This window comes from Croceibacterium mercuriale, assembly GCF_000802385.1.
Lineage (GTDB): Bacteria > Pseudomonadota > Alphaproteobacteria > Sphingomonadales > Sphingomonadaceae > Croceibacterium > Croceibacterium mercuriale.
Genome location: NZ_JTDN01000001.1, coordinates 1,908,052 through 1,928,295 on the forward strand (window position 1 = coordinate 1,908,052; position 20,244 = coordinate 1,928,295).

General features: G+C 68.2%; 15 protein-coding genes. 11 read left to right on the forward strand and 4 right to left on the reverse strand.

Annotated features, from left to right (window positions below):
- Nucleotides 1–37: 37 nt before the first annotated feature.
- The 8 genes from PK98_RS08965 (at nt 38) to PK98_RS09000 (ending at nt 9,023) form a co-directional block, all read left to right on the forward strand.
- Nucleotides 38–427 (forward strand): hypothetical protein, encoded by a 390-nt coding sequence (locus PK98_RS08965; RefSeq protein WP_039095863.1) that lies wholly within the window; start codon nt 38–40, stop codon nt 425–427.
- Nucleotides 424–876: a hypothetical protein gene (locus tag PK98_RS15970; RefSeq protein ID WP_052208246.1), complete on the forward strand. Its 453-nt coding sequence runs from the start codon at nt 424–426 to the stop codon at nt 874–876. Before PK98_RS08965 ends, PK98_RS15970 begins: the two co-directional genes overlap by 4 nt.
- Nucleotides 876–1,499, forward strand: coding sequence for a hypothetical protein (locus PK98_RS08975; protein WP_039095865.1), 624 nt, complete (start codon nt 876–878; stop codon nt 1,497–1,499). Before PK98_RS15970 ends, PK98_RS08975 begins: the two co-directional genes overlap by 1 nt.
- Nucleotides 1,500–1,544: 45 nt before the next feature.
- Nucleotides 1,545–3,143: an ABC-F family ATP-binding cassette domain-containing protein gene (locus tag PK98_RS08980; RefSeq protein ID WP_039095867.1), complete on the forward strand. Its 1,599-nt coding sequence runs from the start codon at nt 1,545–1,547 to the stop codon at nt 3,141–3,143.
- A 120-nt stretch (nt 3,144–3,263) separates the two neighbouring features.
- Complete coding sequence (locus tag PK98_RS08985) at nt 3,264–5,351, forward strand: AsmA family protein (RefSeq protein ID WP_039095868.1); 2,088 nt, start codon at nt 3,264–3,266, stop codon at nt 5,349–5,351.
- 216 nt (nt 5,352–5,567) lie between these two features.
- The gene (kdgD, locus tag PK98_RS08990; RefSeq protein ID WP_039095870.1) at nt 5,568–6,506 is read left to right on the forward strand and encodes a 5-dehydro-4-deoxyglucarate dehydratase; all 939 of its coding nucleotides are present in this window, start codon (nt 5,568–5,570) and stop codon (nt 6,504–6,506) included.
- A 79-nt stretch (nt 6,507–6,585) separates the two neighbouring features.
- Complete coding sequence (locus PK98_RS08995; protein ID WP_039095871.1) at nt 6,586–7,473, forward strand: LysR substrate-binding domain-containing protein; 888 nt, start codon at nt 6,586–6,588, stop codon at nt 7,471–7,473.
- Nucleotides 7,473–9,023, forward strand: a complete 1,551-nt coding sequence (locus PK98_RS09000; RefSeq protein WP_039095874.1) for a carboxylesterase/lipase family protein — start codon at nt 7,473–7,475, stop codon at nt 9,021–9,023. Before PK98_RS08995 ends, PK98_RS09000 begins: the two co-directional genes overlap by 1 nt.
- Here the strand turns inward: PK98_RS09000 and PK98_RS09005 are convergent.
- Both PK98_RS09005 and PK98_RS09010 read right to left on the reverse strand, forming a co-directional pair.
- Nucleotides 9,020–10,861 carry a hypothetical protein gene (locus PK98_RS09005; RefSeq protein ID WP_039095876.1) on the reverse strand — a complete coding sequence of 614 codons (1,842 nt, stop codon included), beginning with the start codon at nt 10,859–10,861 and terminating at the stop codon, nt 9,020–9,022. The genes PK98_RS09000 and PK98_RS09005 overlap by 4 nt on opposite strands.
- Nucleotides 10,861–12,174, reverse strand: coding sequence for an MFS transporter (locus tag PK98_RS09010; protein ID WP_039095878.1), 1,314 nt, complete (start codon nt 12,172–12,174; stop codon nt 10,861–10,863). The genes PK98_RS09005 and PK98_RS09010 overlap by 1 nt, the downstream gene beginning before the upstream one ends.
- 277 nt (nt 12,175–12,451) lie before the next feature.
- Between PK98_RS09010 and PK98_RS09015 the strand changes: the two genes are divergently transcribed.
- On the forward strand, nt 12,452–15,286 hold the full coding sequence (locus PK98_RS09015) for a TonB-dependent receptor (RefSeq protein ID WP_039095880.1): 2,835 nt from the start codon (nt 12,452–12,454) through the stop codon (nt 15,284–15,286).
- A gap of 89 nt (nt 15,287–15,375) precedes the next feature.
- Nucleotides 15,376–17,025 (forward strand): MFS transporter, encoded by a 1,650-nt coding sequence (locus PK98_RS09020; RefSeq protein WP_039095882.1) that lies wholly within the window; start codon nt 15,376–15,378, stop codon nt 17,023–17,025.
- A 3-nt stretch (nt 17,026–17,028) separates the two neighbouring features.
- On the opposite strand, the gene rsgA is transcribed toward PK98_RS09020, so the two are convergent.
- Nucleotides 17,029–18,057, reverse strand: coding sequence for a ribosome small subunit-dependent GTPase A (rsgA, locus tag PK98_RS09025; protein WP_235425440.1), 1,029 nt, complete (start codon nt 18,055–18,057; stop codon nt 17,029–17,031).
- 405 nt (nt 18,058–18,462) lie between these two features.
- On the opposite strand from rsgA, the gene PK98_RS09030 reads away from it, so the two are divergent.
- On the forward strand, nt 18,463–19,200 hold the full coding sequence (locus tag PK98_RS09030) for a LamG domain-containing protein (protein ID WP_052208452.1): 738 nt from the start codon (nt 18,463–18,465) through the stop codon (nt 19,198–19,200).
- Nucleotides 19,201–19,266: 66 nt separating this feature from the next.
- Here PK98_RS09030 and PK98_RS09035 read toward each other — a convergent pair whose 3' ends face one another.
- Nucleotides 19,267–20,130, reverse strand: coding sequence for an NmrA family NAD(P)-binding protein (locus PK98_RS09035; RefSeq protein ID WP_039095883.1), 864 nt, complete (start codon nt 20,128–20,130; stop codon nt 19,267–19,269).
- Nucleotides 20,131–20,244: the final 114 nt, after the last annotated feature.

The following is a 20,244-nucleotide window of genomic DNA, read 5'->3' on the forward strand; positions in this document are numbered from 1 at the left end:
GGCGCCGGTTTCCGGCATTTTCAAGGGAGATCGTTCAATGGCAATCGCCCTCACCAGCCTGGCCCTGCTCGCCGCAGCGGCAACAGCGCCCGGCACCGCATGTGAAAGGGACCCGGGCATGACGACTCAGGATGGCAGCGACGCTGCCGACAGCCGCACCGCCGGCAGCACCATGATCGTGCGCAGCGGCACGGGCCACACGGCGGAGGTGACGCGCACCGGCGACGGGACCGTGCACATCGCGCAGACCGGCACGGACCACGCCAGCGTGGCGGTGCAGTCCGGCACCGGCGATCGCCTGGTGATCGACCAGAGCGGCCAGTCGGCGCGCGCCGAAGTGACGCAGGACGGGCCGTGCAACCGGGCCGCAATCACGCAATCGGGCGCTGGCAACAGAGCGGTCGTACGGCAGGGAACCCGCCGGTGAACCCGCGCATGGCATGGCATCCGGTGCTGCTCGGCGCCGTGCTGGCAACTTCCGGCACGGCGCAGGCACAGAACTCCGGCAACCGGGCGCATGTCACCCAGACTGGGGAGGCGAACCTGCTCGAAATGCTTCAGCGCGGTTCGGCCGGGCAGGACGCCACCGTGCGCCAGGACGGGACGGACAACACGATGCTGCTCGAGCAGGCGGCCGCCGGGCCAGGCAACGAAGTCCTCGCCACGCAGGCGGGTACCGGCAATGTGCTGCGGCTGGAGCAGTCCGGCTCGGACAACCAGGCGGTTTTGGCACAGCATGGCTCGGGCAACAGCATGCGCGCGGTGCAAACCGGCGACAACAACCGCCTTGGCTGGACACAGATCGGCGACAATCTGGCCGATCTTGCCATCACGCAGACCGGCAATCAGGTCATCCAGATTACCCAGGGACGCTGATGATGCGACGGGCACTGTCATTTGCCGCAGCCCTCGCCTGCACCGGCCCCGCCGCTGCACAGGACGGGGCCGATCCGGCGCGGATCGACGATTTCGCGGTCCCGGCATCGGCACAGCCGCTGGGCGTCGAACAGCTGGAACCCGACGCTGCGCCACTGCCCCCATCGGCACCGGTGCCGGTGCGCGATTCCTCGGCGCCCGTGGGGGCCTCCAGCGCCGCCGACAGCGCACCGCGGGCGACGGCGCCGATCACCGGCACCGACCGCTGCGATCCGCAGCAACCATCCGCCGACCGGGCGGAGTGCCGCAATACCCTGGAAAGGCGGGCCGGTGACTTTGCCGCCCCGGCGCCCGCGACCCTGAGCGCGGAGCAGGCGCTCATCGCCAGCCAGCGGCCGCAGGCGTCCCGGCATGAACCCGTCGGCTCCGGCCGGCGCGCGCGGATGGCTGGCACCGGTCCCACGGATGATGAGCTGCGGAGCAATCAGGAACTCGCCACCATCTATCTTAGCCGCGAAGGTCAGCCCGTCGATCATCCGAAGGAACCGACGATACCGGAGATCCCTGCCGCGCTGGACCAAGTGATAGAGGCGCTGCGGCAGGCCGAAAACACCGGGCGCTGATCCACAGATCAAGCCCGACAGAAGCTGCCGTGCTAGCCTGAGCCGATGACCAGCTTCCTGACCTTGTCCCACATCACGGCTGCCACCCCTGACGGATACAGGCTGTTCGGCGGTCTTTCCCTGGCAATCGGCGCCGAGCGGGTTGGCCTGGTCGGACGCAACGGCTCGGGCAAGTCGACGCTGCTGCGTATCGCCGCAGGTCTGGCCGAGCCGCTGCAGGGCACGGTTGCGCGCGTCGGCACCAGCGGCACCCTGGCGCAGCACTGGCCGGAAGAGCACTTCGTCGCGCGGGCGCTCGGCGTGGAGGAAGAGATCGCGCGGATCGACCGGATCGTGGCCGGTGGCGGCAGTCCCGCCGATTTCGCCTCGGCCGACTGGAACCTAATGCCGCGGATCGAGCAGGCGCTGGCGGAGGTCGCCCTGCCCGACCTGCCGCTTGATCGCTCGATCGGCACGCTGTCCGGCGGCGAGCGCACGCGCGTCGGGCTGGCGCGGCTGACGCTGGAGCAGCCCGACATGCTGCTGCTGGACGAGCCGACCAACAATCTCGATCTGGCCGGCTGCGCCGCCGTGCACCAGTTCGTGGCACAATGGCGCGGCGGCGTGCTGATCGCCAGCCATGACCGAGCATTGCTCGAAGGGATGGACAGGATCGTGGAACTGACCCCGGTCGGCGTGCACATCGTGACCGGCGGCTGGTCGGCCTTCACGGCTCAGCGGGAGGCCGAGCGCATGCAGGCGACAGCCGAGCTGGATCGCAGCGCAGCCGCTCTGCGGGCAACCGAACGGGCGGCACAGGCAGCGCGGGAGGCCAAGGACCGGCGCGACAAGGCCGGCCGCGCCTTTGCCGCGTCCGGGTCGGAGCCCCGCATCCTGTCAGGCATGAAAGCCGAGCGCGCCCAGAACAGCGCCGGGCACGCCCGCACTATCACCGCGCGCCTTGTCGACGAGGCGGGTAACCGGCTGCAGGATGCCCGCGTCCGGGTCGAGGTGCTCACTCCGCTCACGATCAGCCTGCTGACCAGCGGGGTGCCATCGACCGCCGATGTGCTGACGCTCGATGCGGTGGAGGTGAATGTCGGGCAGCGCCGGCTGGGCCCGTGGACGCTGGCGATCCGCGGGCCGGAGCGGATCGCGCTGGTCGGCTCGAACGGATCGGGCAAGACGACGCTGCTGAAGGTCGCGGCCGGACAACTGGTACCGGATCGCGGCACGGTGCGACGGGCCGACGGCCGCATCGCGATGGTCGACCAGCATGCCGGCCCGCTGGACCCGGCGGACACGGTGCTGGATAATCTGCGTACCCAAAATCCTGCCATGAGCGATGAAGCCGCGCATGCGGCCTGCGCCCGCTTCGCGTTCCGTAATCGGGATGCCGACCGCATTGTCGGCACCCTGTCCGGCGGCGAACGCCTGCGCGCGGCCATGGCGGTGGTGATGGCGGGCGCGCATGCGCCATGGCTGCTGATCCTGGATGAACCGACCAACCATCTGGACATCGCCTCGATCGAGGTGCTCGAACATGCCTTGCGCGAGTTCGATGGCGCGCTGCTGGTCGTCAGTCACGATCAACGCTTTCTCCAGGCGATCGGCGTTCACCGATGTTTCGAACCTGGACGTGCAGACAATGCGGCACGCAACTGACCGCCGCGAGTTACGGCCATGCTACGGCAAGGTCGTGCGATGTATCGACCCGGACTGGATGCAGCTTCATGATGGGTGCACGGCGTGAGCGACGATGACGGGGCACAACCGGTAGAGGTCATGGGGCCGCCCGCCGACGCGGCCGGCGACGCTGACACCCGGCGTCGCAAGGCGTTGCGGATCGCCCGCAATGTCGCAATCGGCGTGGTTGTCGTCATCGCCACGATCTGGCTGGTGCTGTTCATCACGAAGGGACGGTTCCTGAAGGGCCCGTTCGAGCGGACCGTGACCAGCCTGATCGACCGGCCGGTCAAGGTGCGCGGTGACTTCCAGCTCTACTTCGCACCTTTCGACATCAAGCTGTTCGCCGAAGGGCTGACGGCCGGAAATCCTGGCTGGACCACACAACGGCACCTGTTCAGCGCCCGTCGCATCGACACACGGATCGCACCGCTGTCCCTGCTGTTCGGCCGCCGGCGCCTTCGCTGGCTCGACCTGGATGACGCGTCGCTCGACCTGGAATGGAACGATGCGCACACCACCAACAGCTGGACCTTCTCCAGCGATGGCAAGGGCAAGCCGTTCGAGCTGCCGATCATCGAACGGACGAAGCTGGTGTCGACGGCGGTGCGCTACCGCGATCCGCGTCTGGCCTTGCTCGCCGATCTCGATTTCTCGTCTATCAGTTCCCGGGACGCCCGCATCGGCGAGGCGGTGCGCTTCACCGGCGATGGCCAGATCCGGCAGACTCCGTTCACGCTGCGCGGCGCATTGCTGACCCCGAACGAGACCGTGGCACGCGGCCGCAACCGGCTTGTCCTGGATGCGGTTGCCGCCAACAACCGCATCAGGATGTCCGGCACGCTGCCCAGCCTTGCCGATATAGAGGGCGTGCCGCTGGCGATGACCGCAAGCGGGCGGAACGTGGCCGAACTGCTCGGCATCCTGGGGATCGTGGTGCCGCGCACCCGTGCCTACCAGCTCAAGACGACACTGGTGAAGCGGGACAGTCAGTACCGCTTCGGCGATCTGACCGGCAGCTTCGGCGACAGCGACATCGCCGGGGCGTTCACCATCGATAATGGCGGGGAGCGCGTCCATATCGATGCCGATCTCGCCACCAAGGTGCTCGACATTGTCGATGTTGCGCCCTTCATCGGCTACAACCCCGATCTGGTCGCCAGCCGCGGCGTGGCCGCGGCAGCCAGGGCCACCGGTGCGGCACCTGCGCGCCTGTTGCCGGACGCGACGCTCCGGGCCGAAGGCCTGCGCGCGTTCGACGCCGATGTCCGTTACAAGGTTGCGCGACTGCGATCGGACAGCGTGCCGGTCACCGACGTGGCAATCACCGTCGCGCTGGACGATGGGCTGCTGAACCTGTCACCCTTCCAGTTCACCATGGCGCGCGGCACGGTAACGTCGGATGTGAGCTTCGACTGGCGCAGGCGACCTGCGCGCGTTACCTACGACTTCCGGCTGGGTGCCACGCCGATGGCGCAGCTGCTGGGCGGCTTCGGCGTCGCGGAGGCGGGGACCAGCGGTACCGTCAGGGGCCGCCTGCAGCTGGAGGGCGATGGCGACACCCTGCATGACTCGCTGGCGACCTCCCGCGGGCGGATCGCCTTCGTCATTCCGCAAGGCAATCTGACGACCCGCAATGTCCAGCTGTCCGAGCTTGATCTGGGAACGTTTGTCCAGAAGATGTTCGAGGAGCGGCTGCAGGATCCGGTGAACATCAATTGCGGTCTGGTCGCCTTCACTGTCCGCCGGGGCGTCGCCGCAGCCGATCCGATCCTGATCGATACCCGCAAGAACGTGATCACCGGCCGTGGCGGGTTCAGTTTCGGTAGCGAGCAGATCGATCTGGCCTTCCGGGCCGACGCCAAGAAGTTCAGCCTGTTCTCCGGCCAGTCGCCAGTGGGCATCGGCGGCTATTTCTCCGAGCCCGCGCTGACGGTGGTAACTCCGGAGCTTCTTGGCCGCGCGGGCGTAGGCCTGGGGCTGGCAGTGCTGGCCGCGCCACCGGCGGCATTGCTGGCCTTTGTCGATGTTGGCGATGCGCAAGGGGCGGCGTGCGGGCCGATCCTGGCCGGGGCCACTGCCAAGGCGCAGCGCACCCGCGATGGCGAGCGTCGTGACGATGTCGGCGAGGGCGATGAAGGCACCACCGAACGCGCACCCCGCAAGAAGTTCCTGGGGATCTTCTGAGCAGACCCAGACCCGCCGGGCTGCAGCGTCGTTCGGCAGCAGACATCGGTCCCGCCGTTGCGTGGCTTGCAGTCAGCCGCCGGTCGATCAAGCCAAGTTCTGCATCGTCCGACGCGGCCTTTGGTTTGGACGCGCCGGGGCGCGACGCGGCATAGCCGACGGGTAGCTGCCGTGTGCACGAATACCGGCCGGCAGCATCATGGGAGAGCCGCTGCAATGCCGAATCTGAGCCACACCGACATTGCCAGCCGCATCGGCGGCGGGCTGCTGTCCTTCCCGGTCACCCATTTCGATGCTGATGGCGCATTCCTGGAAGGGCCTTACCGCGCCCATTGCGCCTGGATGCTGGAGCATGAGCTGGCCGGCCTGTTCGCCGCCGGCGGCACGGGCGAGTTCTTCTCGCTGACCCCGGCCGAGGTGCGCGACGTCGTCGCGGCTGCCGTCGCTGAAACCGGCGGGCGTATCCCGGTGATCTCGGGCTGCGGCTACGGCACCGCCATCGCCACCGGCATCGCGCGCGATGCCGAGGCGGTCGGCGCCGATGGCCTGCTGCTGCTGCCGCCATACCTGATGAGCGCATCGCAAGAGGGGCTGTTTCGCCACGTCGATGCCGTGTGCAAGGCGACCGGACTGGGCGTGATCGTCTACAACCGCGACAACGCCATCGTGGATGACGAGACACTGGCCCGCCTGTGCGATGCCAATCCCAATCTGGTCGGTTTCAAGGATGGCGTCGGTGATATCGAGCTGATGACCCGCATCTATGCCCGTATGGGCGAGCGGCTGACCTATATCGGCGGGCTGCCGACGGCAGAAACCTTCGCCACCCCGTATCTGACCATGGGCGTGACGACCTATTCGTCCGCCATCTTCAACTTCATGCCGGAATGGGCGCTGCACTTCTACCGCTCGGTCCGGGCGGACGACCGGGCGGAGGTGCTGAAGCAGCTGCGCGATTTCGTGCTGCCGTACATCACCCTGCGCAACCGCGGGCGCGGCTATGCCGTGTCGATCGTGAAGGCGGGCATGCGCGTGGTCGGCCGCGATGCCGGCCCGGTCCGCTCCCCGCTGACCGATCTGGACGAGGCAGAGCACGCCGAACTGCAGGCGCTGGTGGAGCGGGCGACCGCGTCGGTAATGGCGACCGCCGGATGACCCCTCCCGCCGCCCGACAGGCAGCTCCCTGCACGACAAGGGCGTTGCCGGGGCGCGGGTGTGAACCTAGCGTCGGCTGATGTTCGAGCTCAGCCAGCTTCGCTGTTTCGTGGCCGCCGCGGAAGAACTGCATTTCGGCCGCGCGGCGCAGCGGCTGAACATGACGCAGTCCCCGCTCAGCCGGCAGATCCAGCTGCTCGAGCGGATCCTGAACGTCACGCTGCTGGAACGCACCAGCCGCACCGTCAGCCTGACGCCGTCGGGCCAGGTGTTCCTGATCGAGGCGCGGCGCATCGTGCGGCTGGCGGAAAGCGCCGCTTTGTCGGCCCGGCGCGTGGCCCGCGGTGATGCGGGCCGGGTATCGATCGGCTTCACCGCCGTCTCGGGCTATCATCTGGTGCCCAAGATCGTGGCGCAGGCGCGGGCATCGCTGCCCAATGTGGAGCTGGACCTGCGCGAGATGGTCTCCGGCGATCAGGTGGATGCCCTGCTGATCGGGCTGATCGATGTCGGCTTCGTCCGCCCGCCGGTCGACCGGCAGGAGTTCGAGACGACCTGCGTGCTCAACGAACCGCTGGTCGCCGCGCTGCCCGCCGGCGACGCGCGACTGGGGCAGGCGACCCTGGCCCCCGCCGATTTCGACGGACGACCGCTGATCATGTATTCCCGGCAGGGCGCCGGCTACTTCCACAACATGCTGCTGCAGCTGTTCGATGGTGCCGGCGTGATGCCGGACTATGTGCAGCACGTGACCCAGATCCATTCCATGCTGGGTCTGGTCCATGCCGGGCTGGCGGCCGCGATCGTGCCGGAATCGGCCGCTGGCCTGCACATGCTGGACGTGCAGTTCCGCCGCCTGGCGACGACGCCCGAAAAGCCGGTCGAGCTGCACATGGCCTGGCGGCGCGACAATGCCAATCCGGCACTGGAGCCGATGCGGCGCCTGTGCGAGGGCGTGGCCGGCTGATGCGCCGGCGCGCTGCGATCGGGCTGCTGGCTGCGGCTCCGCTGGTGCTGGCGCAGCGAGGTATCACCTCCGGTGGCGATCCGGTGGCGCCCACGGTGCATGGCCGTGTCCGCGGCCTGCGCGAGGATGGCGTGCTGGTGTTCCGCGGCGTACGCTACGGCGCAGATACCGCGGCGACGCGGTTCCGCCGGGCGGTGCCGCCCGCTTCGTGGAGCAATGTTGCGGACGCCCGCCACTATGGCGCCGCTACCCCGCAGACCCGCGCGGCGGAGCCCACATCGGAGGACTGCCTGTTCCTCAACGTGTGGACGCCGGCGCTGGATGGCAGACGGCGGCCCGTGATGGTCTATCTGCATGGCGGCGCCCATGCCCATGGCTCGGGTTCCGACCCGCTGTACGACGGCCGCAATCTCGTGCGCCGGGGCGATGTGGTGGTGGTGACCCTGAACCACCGGCTGGCGGGCTTGGGCTACTGCTACCTGGCGCAGCTGGGCGGGCCAGCAGAATCGGGCAATGTCGGCAATCTGGACATCGTCCTGGCGCTGCAATGGGTGAAGGCAAACATCGCCGGCTTCGGCGGCGATCCGGATTGCGTCATGCTGTTCGGCCAGTCAGGCGGCGGTGGCAAGGCGATCACGCTGATGGCCATGCCGGAGGCGCGTCCGCTGATCCACCGGGTCGCCACGATGAGCGGGCAGCACGTCACCGCCGCCGGCCCCAACAACGCCACCCGGCGCGCCCGCGCCTTCATGGCGGCGGCCGGTGTCAGCGATTATGCGGAACTTGCGGCCGTGCCGGTCGGGCGGCTGGTGGAGGCCATGGCAGCGACCGATCCGCTGGAGGGCAAGGGGGAGATCAACTTCGTCTCCACGCTGGACCATGGCGTGCTGCCGCGCCACCCCTTCGTGCCCGACGCTCCGATGGAGGCGACGCACATTCCGCTGATCGTGGGCAACACGCATGACGAAACCGGCGCCTGGCTGCGCGGGCCGCTGCTGGCCGGCGACACCACGTGGGAGAACCTGCCCGACCGGCTGATGGGCCAGATGGTCAAGGACCTCGCCCCCGATCACGTCATCGCCCGGTACCGCGCCTTCTACCCCGACCGCACGCCCGGGCAGATCCTGCTGGCGGCCAGTACGGCCGGCCGATCCTGGCCCGGCCACCTGATGCAGGCGGAGGCACGCGCGCGCATCGGTGCGCCGACCTGGATGTACCAGCTGGACTGGCCCTCGCCGGAGGCAGGCGGCGTGCTGGGCGCCTACCACACGCTGGATATCCCGCTGGTGTTCGACAACACCGCGTCTGCCGGCCGGCAGACGGGCGACGGGCCGGATGCGCGGGCGCTGGCGGGGCGCATGGCCGACAGCTTCATCGCCTTTGCCCGCACCGGCGATCCTGCCACGCCCGCCCTGCCCACCTGGCCGACCTACGATCTGGCGCGCCGCGGGACGATGATCTTCGACACGACCTGCCGGATAGAGAACGATCCGCGCCGGGAGGAACGGCTGCTGTTCGCCGTGGCGCCGTACATCAAGCCGGGCGGCTAGGTCCGGTCCCACGGGAAGGACAGGGTCGGCCGGTCGGCATAGCGCTGCATCGCGATGGTCAGCCGGGCCCCGCAGCCGGGCGCAATCTGCACCGTCACGTCCCGCCCGCCGCCCGCCAGTTGCGTACCGTCGACAGTGACGGCCTGCAGCCGGTGTTCGGCATAGGCCCCGCCCTGCACCACGACCGAGCGTGGCTGCGTGCCCAGATTGACCAGTATCACCTCCACCGCATCATCGCGCATCGCATGGACCAGCGCCGCACATTCCGCGGGCAGGCCCGCGCGCCGTCCGGCCGGATCGAAATAGCGCAGCCGGCAATGCAGCACGACGCCGCCCTGTGCCGGCGACTGGCGCGACCATGACGGGCGCGCGATGTGCAGCCCGCCGGTCATCAGCTGCACCAGGCTCTTCACGCTGGCCGGATTCTTGTCGAGCGGCCAGTCGGCCAGCCGGGTTTCGGGACTGGTATCGTCGGCCAGCCGGCGGGCGTCACGTTCGGCGACACGCGCCAGATCGGCATTCAGCACCTCCAGCGGATACCCCGGATTGCGGCCATCGAGATATTCCAGCCACGGCTCCGCTCCGGCCGTCTCGCGGTCATCTGCCCGCTGGGTAACGTACCAGATCTCGCCGGCATTCTGGCGATTGGGGCCAGGGCGCCAGCCGTACCAGCCATCCGCCCCGTGCATGGTGGGAGTGGAAAACTCGCCATCGACCACCCGGCCCAGATCGTTCAGCTTCGCCACCTGCCGCCGCCACAGGTCGATGAAGGCGGCGTCGCCGCTCAGCAGCGTGCCGTTCATGAAGGCAGTGATCGACCGGGGCACTCGGTTGCGGTCCTCCCGCACGCCGGTCTGCGGCACGACGGGGGAGAAACCCCAGCCGTACACCCCGCCCCACCAGCCACCCGCGCTGGAACCGATCACGCCATCGGGGCCCACATTGCTGGGCAGGATATCGCCATTGGCCCGCGCCCGGTCCACCCAGGCGCCCAGATAGTCCAGCGCCCACTCCCGGAACCGGTCGCCACCGCCCAGCGCGAAGGCGTTCAGCCCCAGCGTGGTTGCCTGCAGGTTCAGCGGACTGTCGCCGACCACGTCGGTATATTCGCGGTAATGATCCAGCGTCTCCTGGTAGCTGCCCTCGCCATGCTCCAGGTGGAATTTCGTGGTGTCGAACGGGTCGCCCGCCCAGTCGAGCGCAGTCGCCGGCCGCATCATCGGCCCACGGCTGCCATTCATCATGCTGCGGATCACGCGATGGCGGGGATCGTAGTTCCGCACGGCCGGATCGGCGCCGGTGTAGAAATCGGCAAAGCGCCGGGTGCGCTGTTGCAGCCGCCGGTCGGCGGGCGCGGACAGGCCCATCAGGTTGAAGGAGGACAGCCCTTCGGAATGATGCTGCCAGTCGATCTGGGTGGTGAACTCGCGATGGTACATGCCCTCGCGCGCCGCCGGTGTCTCCACCGTGCGGGCGGCGGCATACTGGCGCAGATGCCCCTCCCAGAACCGCTGCGAAAGATGCAGGATCTGCTCGTCTCCACCCAGCGCGTGCAGCAGCAGCCAGTCATTGGTCGCCTCCGCCGCATCGTCCGGCCCGTCATTGGCACCCCAGCGGACGAACACCTTCAGCCAGTCCCGCTCGTCGACGTAGGTGCGGTAATAATCGGCGCAGGCACGGGCATTGTCCGCCAGCAGCCGCCGCTGCAGCACGGCCCAGTCCGGCGGCGCCATCGGCGTGTCGATCCGCAGTTCCGGCCGCGCGGCGCGGATGGGCGTGGCCGAGAGCGCCAGGGCGGCGGCGCCGGTGCCCAGCAGCGTGCGGCGGGTGGTCTGCATCAGGCAAGCTCCAGGCGGCGGATCGGGCCGACGATCACCAGGAAGGCGAAGATCGTCAACAGGCAGTGCGCCCCCACGAAGATCAGCGCGCCATCGAACGATCCGGTGGCCGCGACGATGTAGCCGATAACGATGGGGGTGACGATGCCGGCGATATTGCCGAACATGTTGAACACGCCGCCCGCGAGCCCGGCCAGCTGGCGCGGGGCCACGTCGGACATCACCGCCCAGCCCAGCGACGCCACGCCCTTGCCGAAGAAGGCCAGCGACAGCAGCGTGATGACCAGCCACTCCTCCTCGGCATAGACGCAGCCGATGATCAGCGTGGCCAGCAGCATGCCCGCCACCAGCGGTGCCTTGCGCGCCAGGGTGATGGATCCCGTGCGCTGCAGCAGCCGGTCGGAGAACCAGCCGCCCGCGACCCCGCCGACGAAGCCGCACAGCGCCGGCACCGCGGCGGAGAAGCCGGCCTCCAGGATGCTCATGCCGCGATCGCGCACCAGGTAGATCGGGAACCAGGTGACGAAGAAGTAGGTCAGCACGTTGATCGAATACTGGCCCAGATAGATGCCCAGCATCATGCGGTTGGACAGCAGCTGCGCCACGTTCCTGCGGGTGAAGGTCGCCACGCGCGATCCGGCCGGGGCATCCTCCATCCGGATCAGCCCGCCGCCCGCCTCGATATGGGCCAGCTCCGCCGCATTGATGGACGGGTGGCGCACGGGCGAGTGGATCAGCCGCGCAAAGGCCAGCGCGGCCAGCAGGCCGAGTGCGCCCATGACGAAGAACACCGACCGCCAGCCGAAATCATGCGCCAGCCAGCCCATCAGCGGCGCGAACACCACCAGGCTGAAATATTGCGCGGAGTTGAAGATGGCCGACGCGGTGCCGCGCTCGGGACCCGGGAACCAGGCGGCGACCAGCCGGGCATTGCCGGGGAATGACGGTGCCTCCGCCGCGCCCACCATGAAGCGCAGCACGAACAGCATGGTCACGGCGGACACGCCCGGCAGCCAGCCGGCAAAGCCCTGCGTGGCGGTGAACAGCGACCACAGGGCAATCGCCCCGGCATAGATCCGCTTGGTCCCGAACCGGTCCAGCAGCGCCCCGCCGGGGATCTGCGCCAGCACATAGGCCCAGGCGAATGCCGACAGGATGTAGCCGGTCTGCACCGCGCCGATGCCCAGCTCCTGCGACGCCTGCTCCCCGGCGATGGAGAAGGTCGCACGGTCGGCATAGTTGATTACCGTGATGATGAAGATCAGGGCGATGATCCGGTATCGGATTCGTGTCTGTGTGCCCGTGGACGCCATCAACTCTACCTCTCCGATGCGGCCGATCCGTCATGCGCGGTCGTGCCTGATCTGCTGGTGCTAGAGCCCGTAACCGCGCACGTCCAAGTCCCAGAACGGAATGATCAAGCCAAACCTTGGCATGAACGCTCCTCTTTGGCGCCTCGCGACGCGCTGTTCGGTGCGCAGCGTGCATTGATCAATGCCGGATTGGCGCTGGTTAGTGCGGCGTCCCGCAGCCTAACAAAAAGGTGGAGCGGCCCCCAGAGAGGCCGCGCATCACGGAAGAGGTTTGGCCATGACGGGCAATTGGCGCCACAAGAGCATCCTTTCACTGTCCACGGCGCTGGCAAGCGCGCTGGCGGGCACGCTGCTGGCGACTGTCCCGGCCGCAGGCCAGGAAAGCCCGACCAGCGGCAGCGCAGCGGTGCCGAGCGATGCACAGCCGCAGACCGACACGCCCGGTGCCGGTGCGGAGATCGTCGTCACCGGCTTCCGCCAGAGCCTGGCCAGCGCGATCAACCTGAAGCGCAACAGCTCCGGCGTGGTGGACGCCATCAAGGCGGAGGACATCGCCCAGTTCCCCGACCTGAACCTGGCGGAATCGCTGCAGCGGATCCCCGGCGTGGCGATCACCCGCGTGCAGGGCGAAGGCCGCTCCATCTCCGTGCGCGGCCTCGGGTCCGAATATACCCGCGTGCGCATCAACGGCATGGAGGCGCTGACCACCTCCAGCGGCACCGCCAACAGCGGCGGCACCAATCGCGGCCGCGGCTTCGACTTCAACATCTTCTCGTCCGACCTTTTCAACGAGCTGGTGGTGCGCAAGTCGTCCAGCGCGGATGTGGAGGAAGGCTCGCTCGGCGCGACGGTCGATCTGCGCACCGCGCGACCGTTCGACTTCACCGGTCCCCGCCTCGTCGCTTCGGCTCAGGCGAGCTACAACGACCTGGCGGAAAAGGTTACGCCGCGCCTGTCGCTGCTGGCCAGCGACCGCTTCCTGGACGGGCGCCTGGGTGTGCTCGTCTCCGCCGCATACGAGAAGCGCCGCCTGATCGAGGAAGGCGCCAACATCACCCGCTGGGAACCCGCCGGCGACAATGGCGGCTTCAACGCGGCCTCCACGCTGCCGGGCTATACCCGTGCGGACCTGGCTGTGCGGGGGACGGAGGCGATCTTCCATCCGCGGATCCCCTCCTATGTCAGCTATGATGTGGAATCCGAACGCATCGGCGTGACCGGCGCGCTGCAATACGAAGTGACCGATCAGATGGTGGTCGGCGTGGACGCGCTCTATTCGCGCCTGAACGGCACCCGCAAGGAAGCGCAGCTGCAGGCCATCGGCCTGAGCCGCGGCGGCACCGGCAAGCCGAACATCATCATCCGCGATGGCGAGGTGGACGAGGACAACAACCTGGTCTTTGCCGCGCTCGACAATGTCGACCTGCGCACCCAGACAAGCTTCGACGAGCTCAACACCGAGTTCCTGCAGGTCACCGGCACGATCGACCAGGATTTCGGCAACGGGCTGAAGATCGGCGCGCTCGCCGGCTATGCCGACAGCAAGTTCGGCTCGCCCGTGTCCACCACCGTCACCTTCGACCGGGTGGACAGTGACGGCTTCAGCTACGATTTCCGCAACGGGCGCGTGCCTACGCTGACCTACGGCTTCGACATCACCGATCCCGCCAACTGGTCGCACCTCAACGGCACATCCGAGGTGCGCATCCGACCCAGCACGGTGCGCAACCGGTTCGAGACCGGCAAGGTCTTTGGCGAGTACGAGATCATCCCGGAACTGACGCTGCGCGCCGGTGTGGATTACCGTCGTTTCCGCTACGATTCCACGGAGCGGCGCCGCGCCAGCGAGACGCTGGTGCAGACCCTGACGCCGCAGCAGGTGGCGGACCTGTCCTATACGTTCACCGGCTTCGGCCGGGGCATGGACCTGCCCGCCGGGGTGCCGTCGTCCTGGCTGGCACCCAACCTGGACAAGTTCGCGGATCAGTTCGACATCTACAGCAACACCGGCATCTTCCAGCTGTTCGGGGTGGAGAACAGCTCGGCCCGCGGCAACAATGACAGCGTGCAGGAGAAGACCTGGGGTGGTTATGCCCAGCTCGACTTCAACGTGGAAGCCGGTCTGCCGTTGCGCGGCAATGTCGGCCTGCGCTATTTCCGCACCCGGCAGGACGGCACTGCCTTCGCCGCGGTCGGCACCCGGTTCGAACAGGTGTCGATCGGGCGCAATTACGACATGGTGCTGCCATCGCTGAACCTGGTGGCGGATGTCTCCTCCACGGTGGTTGCCCGCTTCGCCGCGGCGCAGACCATCGCGCGACCCGGCCTGGGCAGCCTGTCGCCCGGCGGCAATGTCAGCGTGCAAGGCGCCAACCGCAACTATTCCAGCGGAAACCCCTTCCTGAACCCGACCAAGTCGAACAATCTCGACCTGTCGCTGGAGTGGTATCCGCAAAGCGGCGCGATCTTTGCCATCGGCCTGTTCTACAAGGACATCGACACCTTCGTGCAAACGCTGCGGCGTGATGCCGCCTACAACACGCTGGGCCTGCCGCTGGAGCTGCTGGCCGGCACCGGTGCCACGCCGGATGAGGTCTTCCAGGTGACTCAGCCGGTCAATTCGGATGGCGGACCGCTGAAGGGGCTGGAGCTGAACGTGCAGCAGCCCTTCACCTTCCTGCCTGGCGCACTGGCCAATTTCGGCGTCCAGGCCAACTACACCTTTGTCGATTCCAGCATCGAATACCTGACCTCCACCGCGCCGGGCGCGCCGACCGTGGATGCCACGCTGGTCGGCCTGTCCCGCCATGCGGCGAACGGGACGCTGTATTACGAGGATACCAAGTTCAGCATCCGCGGATCGATCGCCTATCGCTCGGGCTATCTGACCTCGGTTCCGGCGGGGAACAGCAATGATGTCCAGGGTGTCCGGGGCACGATCAACGTGGATGCTCAGGCATCGTACAATCTGAACGACCGCGTCCAGATCAGCATCGAAGCGGTGAACCTGACCGATCAGTACAATGACAGCTATGTCGACAGCAGCAACCGGCTGAACGCCTATACGCATACCGGCCGGCAGTTCTTCTTCGGCGTCCGCTACGCCCTGTGATCCGGCCCGCTGGCTTCCCGTCCGATTACGGGGAGCCAGTTGCGGCTTACAGGCTTGGCATCGCCAGGCGGAACGCGCATCTGCCGGGCATGGCCGAACCTACGCCGAACTCCCCGCTCTCCTTTCCCGTGTTCCGCGCCGTGTGGATCGCGAGCATGGCGTCCAACTTCGGCGGCCTGATCCAGTCGGTCGGCGCATCGTGGCTGATGACCTCGCTTACCCCGTCATCCCAGATGGTCGCCCTGGTGCAGGCCTCCACCGCACTGCCCATCCTGCTGCTGTCACTCTGGTCGGGCGCGGTTGCGGACAATCTCGACCGCAGGCGCGTCATGCTGGCCGCGCAGGGTTTCATGCTGCTGGTGTCGATCACCCTGGCGGCCGTCGCCTTCGCGGGATGGATCACGCCCTGGCTGCTGCTGTGCTTCACCTTCCTGATCGGCTGCGGCGCGGCGATGAACGGCCCGGCCTGGCAGGCATCGGTCGGTGACATGGTGCCCCGGGCCGCTCTGCCGGGTGCCGTCGCGCTCAATTCCATGGGCTTCAACATCGCGCGCAGCGTCGGCCCGGCGCTTGGCGGTGCCATCGTCGTGGCGGCAGGCGCCGCGGCGGCCTTTGTCGTCAACGCCGTCAGCTATGTCGGACTGATCGCCGTGCTCACCCGGTGGAAGCCTGTCCTGGCGGAGCGGGTTCTGCCGCGCGAGACGCTGGGTCACGCAATGACGGCGGGTGTGCGCTACGTCGCCATGTCGCCCGACATCCGCACCGTGCTGGTGCGTGCGCTGGTCTTCGGTGTCGGCGCCAGCGCGGTGCCGGCGATGATGCCGCTGATCGCGCGGGACGTGATCGTGGGCAACTCGCTGACCTATGGCGTGCTGCTGGGTGCGTTCGGGATCGGCGCCGTGGGCGGCGGGCTGATCGTGCGCCGCCTGCGGGACAGGATGAGCGTGGAGACGATCGTCCGCCTCGCCGCCGGCGCGATGGTCGCCGGCAGCGTGGTGGCCGGGCTCAGCGGGACGATGCTGCTGACAGTGCCAGCACTCGCGCTGGCAGGCGGCGGCTGGGTCCTGGCGCTGTCGACCTTCAACGTGACCGTCCAGCTGTCGGCCCCGCGCTGGGTGGTGGCGCGGGCGCTGTCGCTGTACCAGATGTCGGCGTTCGGCGGCATGACCGGCGGGGCGGTGCTGTTCGGCGCGATCGCCGATGCGCAGGGCGTTCAGATCGCCCTGCTGATGGCGGCCGGCGTGCAGGCGCTGACGATCCTGGCTGGCCTGGTGATCCCGCTACCGGCCGCGCGCGACCTCAACCTGGCGTTGCGGGAGTGGGCGGAGCCGGAAACCGCAGTCTCGGTCGACGAACGTAGCGGGCCGGTAGTGGTGACGATCGAGTATCGCATCGCACCCGGCGACATCCCGCAGTTCCTCAACGTGATGCACGAGCGCAGGCGCATCCGCCGGCGTGACGGGGCGCGGCACTGGACCCTGCTGCGCGACCTTGGCGAGCAGGCCCTGTGGGTCGAACGCTATCATGTCGCGACTTGGCTCGATTACGTGCGCCACAACCAGCGGCGCACGCAGGAGGATGCGCAGAACACCCGCGACATCCTTGCACTGCACGTGGGTGACGCCGGTCCGGTGGTCCACCGCATGATCGAACGTCAGACCACGTCGCTGCCGGGCATGCGTGACACCTCCCCGCGTGAGCTTGCCGACGCCATGACCGATACCGCGCGGCAGAGCTGATGCTCAGCGCCGGCCGCTGCTGCCCTTGCCCTGGCGGGCGCGGCGGGCAACGGCGAGCCCGCTGTTCACCACATCTTCCTGCATCAGCTTGCGCCACCGCTCGACACGGGCAGGATCGAGCTCCCCTGCCGCCATCGCGGTCTGGATGGCGCATCCGGGCTGGTCGATATGGGTGCAGTTCGTGAACCGGCATTCCAGCGCCACATCCGTGACATCGTCGAACACCTCGGTCACGCCGGCGGCCACCTCCGACATCTGCAACTCCCGCATGCCCGGTGTGTCCACCAGCCAGCCACCCCCTGCCAGGCGGTGCATCTCCCGCACGGTGGTCGTATGGCGTCCCTTGCCGTCCTCCTCGCGCACAGGCTGGGTCGCGATGGTGTCCGACCCGATCAGCGTGTTCACCAGCGTCGACTTGCCGACGCCCGACGATCCCACCAGCGCAACGGTCTGCCCGGGGCCGCAATAATCGGCCAGACGGACGGCGCTCGCCGGATCGCGCCCGTCGACCAGCTCCACCCGCAGACCCGCCTGCAGCGCGCGTGCCGCATCGACCAGATCACCCGGCGCGGTCGACAGGTCGGCCTTCGTGAGCACGACCACCGGACGCACGCCCACCTCGCGCGCGAGCACGAGATAGCGTTCGATGCGCGCGACGTTGAAATCCTCGTTGCAGGAGGTGACGATGAAGAGCGTGTCGACATTGGCAGCGATCAGCTGGGTCCGGCGATCATCGCCCGGGGCAGGCCGCTTGAACAGGCTCGTCCGGTCGAGGATCCGGGCCACCGTGCTGGTGTCCCGGTCCATAAGGAGCCAGTCGCCCACCGTCGGCCGATCCTCGGCGCTCCCGCCCCCCGGCACGGTGGAGGGGATCGAGCCCGCAAAGTCCTCGCCCTGCACGGTCACTCGTCCGCGATGGACCGACATGACGCGGACCGGCTGACCTTCACGGTCCTGTCCGGCAGCAAGCTGTCCGCCGAAGAATGGCGTCCAGCCGAGTTCGGCCAGATCAGGATCTGACAGACCGGTCATCGCTGTGCCGTGGTCACGATCCGTCAGGTCGCTCGGGATCGGGCTCGGCCTTGGCCTCAGGGGCTGCCTGCTCGGCCGCCCGCTTCTCCGCCTTGGCCGCGGCCTTCTTCGCAGCCTCGGCTGCCTTGTTCCTCTCCCGCTCGCGGCGTTCGAAGTCGTAATTCGGCTTGCGTGCTATGTCGGTTGCTCCACCATCCGGGTTTCGCCCGGGCGGGCTGCCCGGCGTAAACGCGTTCGCTCCGGTTACACCCATCCGCTCGTCGCGGCTAGGCTTGCGGCGATGTAGCGGGGCAGGCGCTTGCCGTTCGGGGACTCGAATGCGGGGAATGGATGTGTCAGAGTGCACCGCTCCTGCGCAGGCTTCCTGCAGGCGCGGAGACCGGCAGTGGCAACAATGGGATCGACATGCACAAGCTGACACGCTCTTTCTGGTCTTGTGCGGCGCTGGCGCTGGCGCTCGCCGGGTGCGTTGCTCCGCCTTCGAAGCAGCTCGCCCCGACCGCTGCCGGAACGACCGTCTGGCAGTTCGATGACCTGCGGCGCGTCGGCGGTGCCGCCACGCGCGTGGAGGGCGATCCGCAGGTCATTCAAACGGCAGCAGGGCCGGCGATGCAGTTCGATGGCAAGGACGATGCCCTGTTCATCGAATCCCATCCACTTGCCGGCGCGCGCGAGTTCACGATCGAGGCGATCTTCCGGCCGGATGGCGGCGCGTTCGAGCAACGCTGGCTGCATCTGGCGGAGGCGGCGGACGATGTGCCCGCCGGCACATATTCCCCGGTGCCGCCCAGCGGGCCGCGCATGCTGTTCGAGATCCGCGTGGTCGGGGACCGCTGGTATCTCGATGCCTTCGCGACCGGTCCCGGCTACAACAAGGCGCTGATCGTGCCGGAGAAGACTTTCCCGATCGGGCAGTGGCACCATGTCGCACAGGTCTATGACGGGCGCACCTATCGCAGCTATGTCGATGGCGTCCTGCAGGCGGAGGCGGACATCGCGTTCCAGCCGCAGGGTCCCGGCTACGCGTCCGTGGGCACGCGGATCAACCGCCGCGACTACTTCAACGGGGCGGTGCTTTCGGCCCGCTTCACCCGCTCGGCGCTGACGCCTGAGCAGTTCATGCGGAAGCCGGCCGTGGATTGACTCGCCAGGGCAGTATTGTCGCAGACCGGTCCGCCACCCGGGTTGGGCGGACCGTACTGATCCGCCTCAGGGATCGCGGCTCACGACTGTGGCCATGAAGGCATTCAGGCCGGTCGCACCGCGTAGCGGCCGGGCGGGCTTGTCGAAGCCGCTGTCCAGGCTGATTGCGGTCATCCTGGTATAAGCGGCGGCTGCTTCGGGCGAGAAGCCGGCATCCCGGTAGATCGCCGGCCATTGTTCGCGCGGTGCGACGTCCACCTGCACTGCCCGCCCCAGCGCCCCCGCAAAGGCATCCGCGACATCCCGCGGAGTGTAGCGGGCCGGGCCTTCGACATAGAGGATTTCCTCGTCTTGGACCGGTTGCAGCAGCCGCTCGGCCGCTGCCCGCCCCAGATCGGCCGGCGCAACCATCGGTATCTCGACATCGGCCGGAAACATGCTGGGCAGGATGCCGGTCCGACGGACCGCATCGGTGAACCCGAGCCAGTTGGTCATGTAGTAGGCGCCGCGATTGATCGCGGCCGGGATCGGCCGGGCGCGCAATCCTTCCTCCAGCTGCCACAGCGTGGACAGGTCGCCAAGCCCCTCCCCCGGCTGTGCACCATAGGTCGAGGCCGCGACCACCTTCTCCAGCCCGGAACCGTCCAGCGCGGACAGGATGCTGGCAATGGTGCGGCGTTCGGCCGCGTCCGTATCTCCGCGTGGGTCCGCCGGCGGGTTGAGCAGGAAGGCGCGATCCGCCGACCTGAAGGCCGCCGCCAGCGAGGCGGGATCTTCGGCATCGGCGGCCACGACCCGCGCGCCCTTGTCACGCCAGGCACCGGCGCGATCGGGTTGACGAGTCATGACGGTGACATCCTCGCCCATCGACAGCAGCGTGTCCGCCACGGCTGCGCCGACGTGCCCCGTTGCTCCCATGACGCCGAACATCGCATTGCTCCTTGGACAACGACAATCGAACGTCCCGGTGCGATCCCGGGTCCGACGCGGTGGATCGTGGCATCCTTGTTCCGCAATCCCGCCCGGCGAATGCCTGATCCTGGC

Coding starts and splice junctions, on each gene's coding strand:
- PK98_RS08965 (WP_039095863.1), top strand. CDS start 38: ATGGCAATCGCCCTCACCAGCCTGGCCCTGCTCGCCGCAGCGGCAACA.
- PK98_RS08975 (WP_039095865.1), top strand. CDS start 876: ATGATGCGACGGGCACTGTCATTTGCCGCAGCCCTCGCCTGCACCGGC.
- PK98_RS08980 (WP_039095867.1), top strand. CDS start 1,545: ATGACCAGCTTCCTGACCTTGTCCCACATCACGGCTGCCACCCCTGAC.
- PK98_RS08985 (WP_039095868.1), top strand. CDS start 3,264: ATGGGGCCGCCCGCCGACGCGGCCGGCGACGCTGACACCCGGCGTCGC.
- kdgD (WP_039095870.1), top strand. CDS start 5,568: ATGCCGAATCTGAGCCACACCGACATTGCCAGCCGCATCGGCGGCGGG.
- PK98_RS08995 (WP_039095871.1), top strand. CDS start 6,586: ATGTTCGAGCTCAGCCAGCTTCGCTGTTTCGTGGCCGCCGCGGAAGAA.
- PK98_RS09000 (WP_039095874.1), top strand. CDS start 7,473: ATGCGCCGGCGCGCTGCGATCGGGCTGCTGGCTGCGGCTCCGCTGGTG.
- PK98_RS09005 (WP_039095876.1), bottom strand. CDS start 10,861: ATGCAGACCACCCGCCGCACGCTGCTGGGCACCGGCGCCGCCGCCCTG.
- PK98_RS09010 (WP_039095878.1), bottom strand. CDS start 12,174: ATGGCGTCCACGGGCACACAGACACGAATCCGATACCGGATCATCGCC.
- PK98_RS09015 (WP_039095880.1), top strand. CDS start 12,452: ATGACGGGCAATTGGCGCCACAAGAGCATCCTTTCACTGTCCACGGCG.
- PK98_RS09020 (WP_039095882.1), top strand. CDS start 15,376: ATGGCCGAACCTACGCCGAACTCCCCGCTCTCCTTTCCCGTGTTCCGC.
- rsgA (WP_235425440.1), bottom strand. CDS start 18,057: ATGACCGGTCTGTCAGATCCTGATCTGGCCGAACTCGGCTGGACGCCA.
- PK98_RS09030 (WP_052208452.1), top strand. CDS start 18,463: ATGCACAAGCTGACACGCTCTTTCTGGTCTTGTGCGGCGCTGGCGCTG.
- PK98_RS09035 (WP_039095883.1), bottom strand. CDS start 20,130: ATGTTCGGCGTCATGGGAGCAACGGGGCACGTCGGCGCAGCCGTGGCG.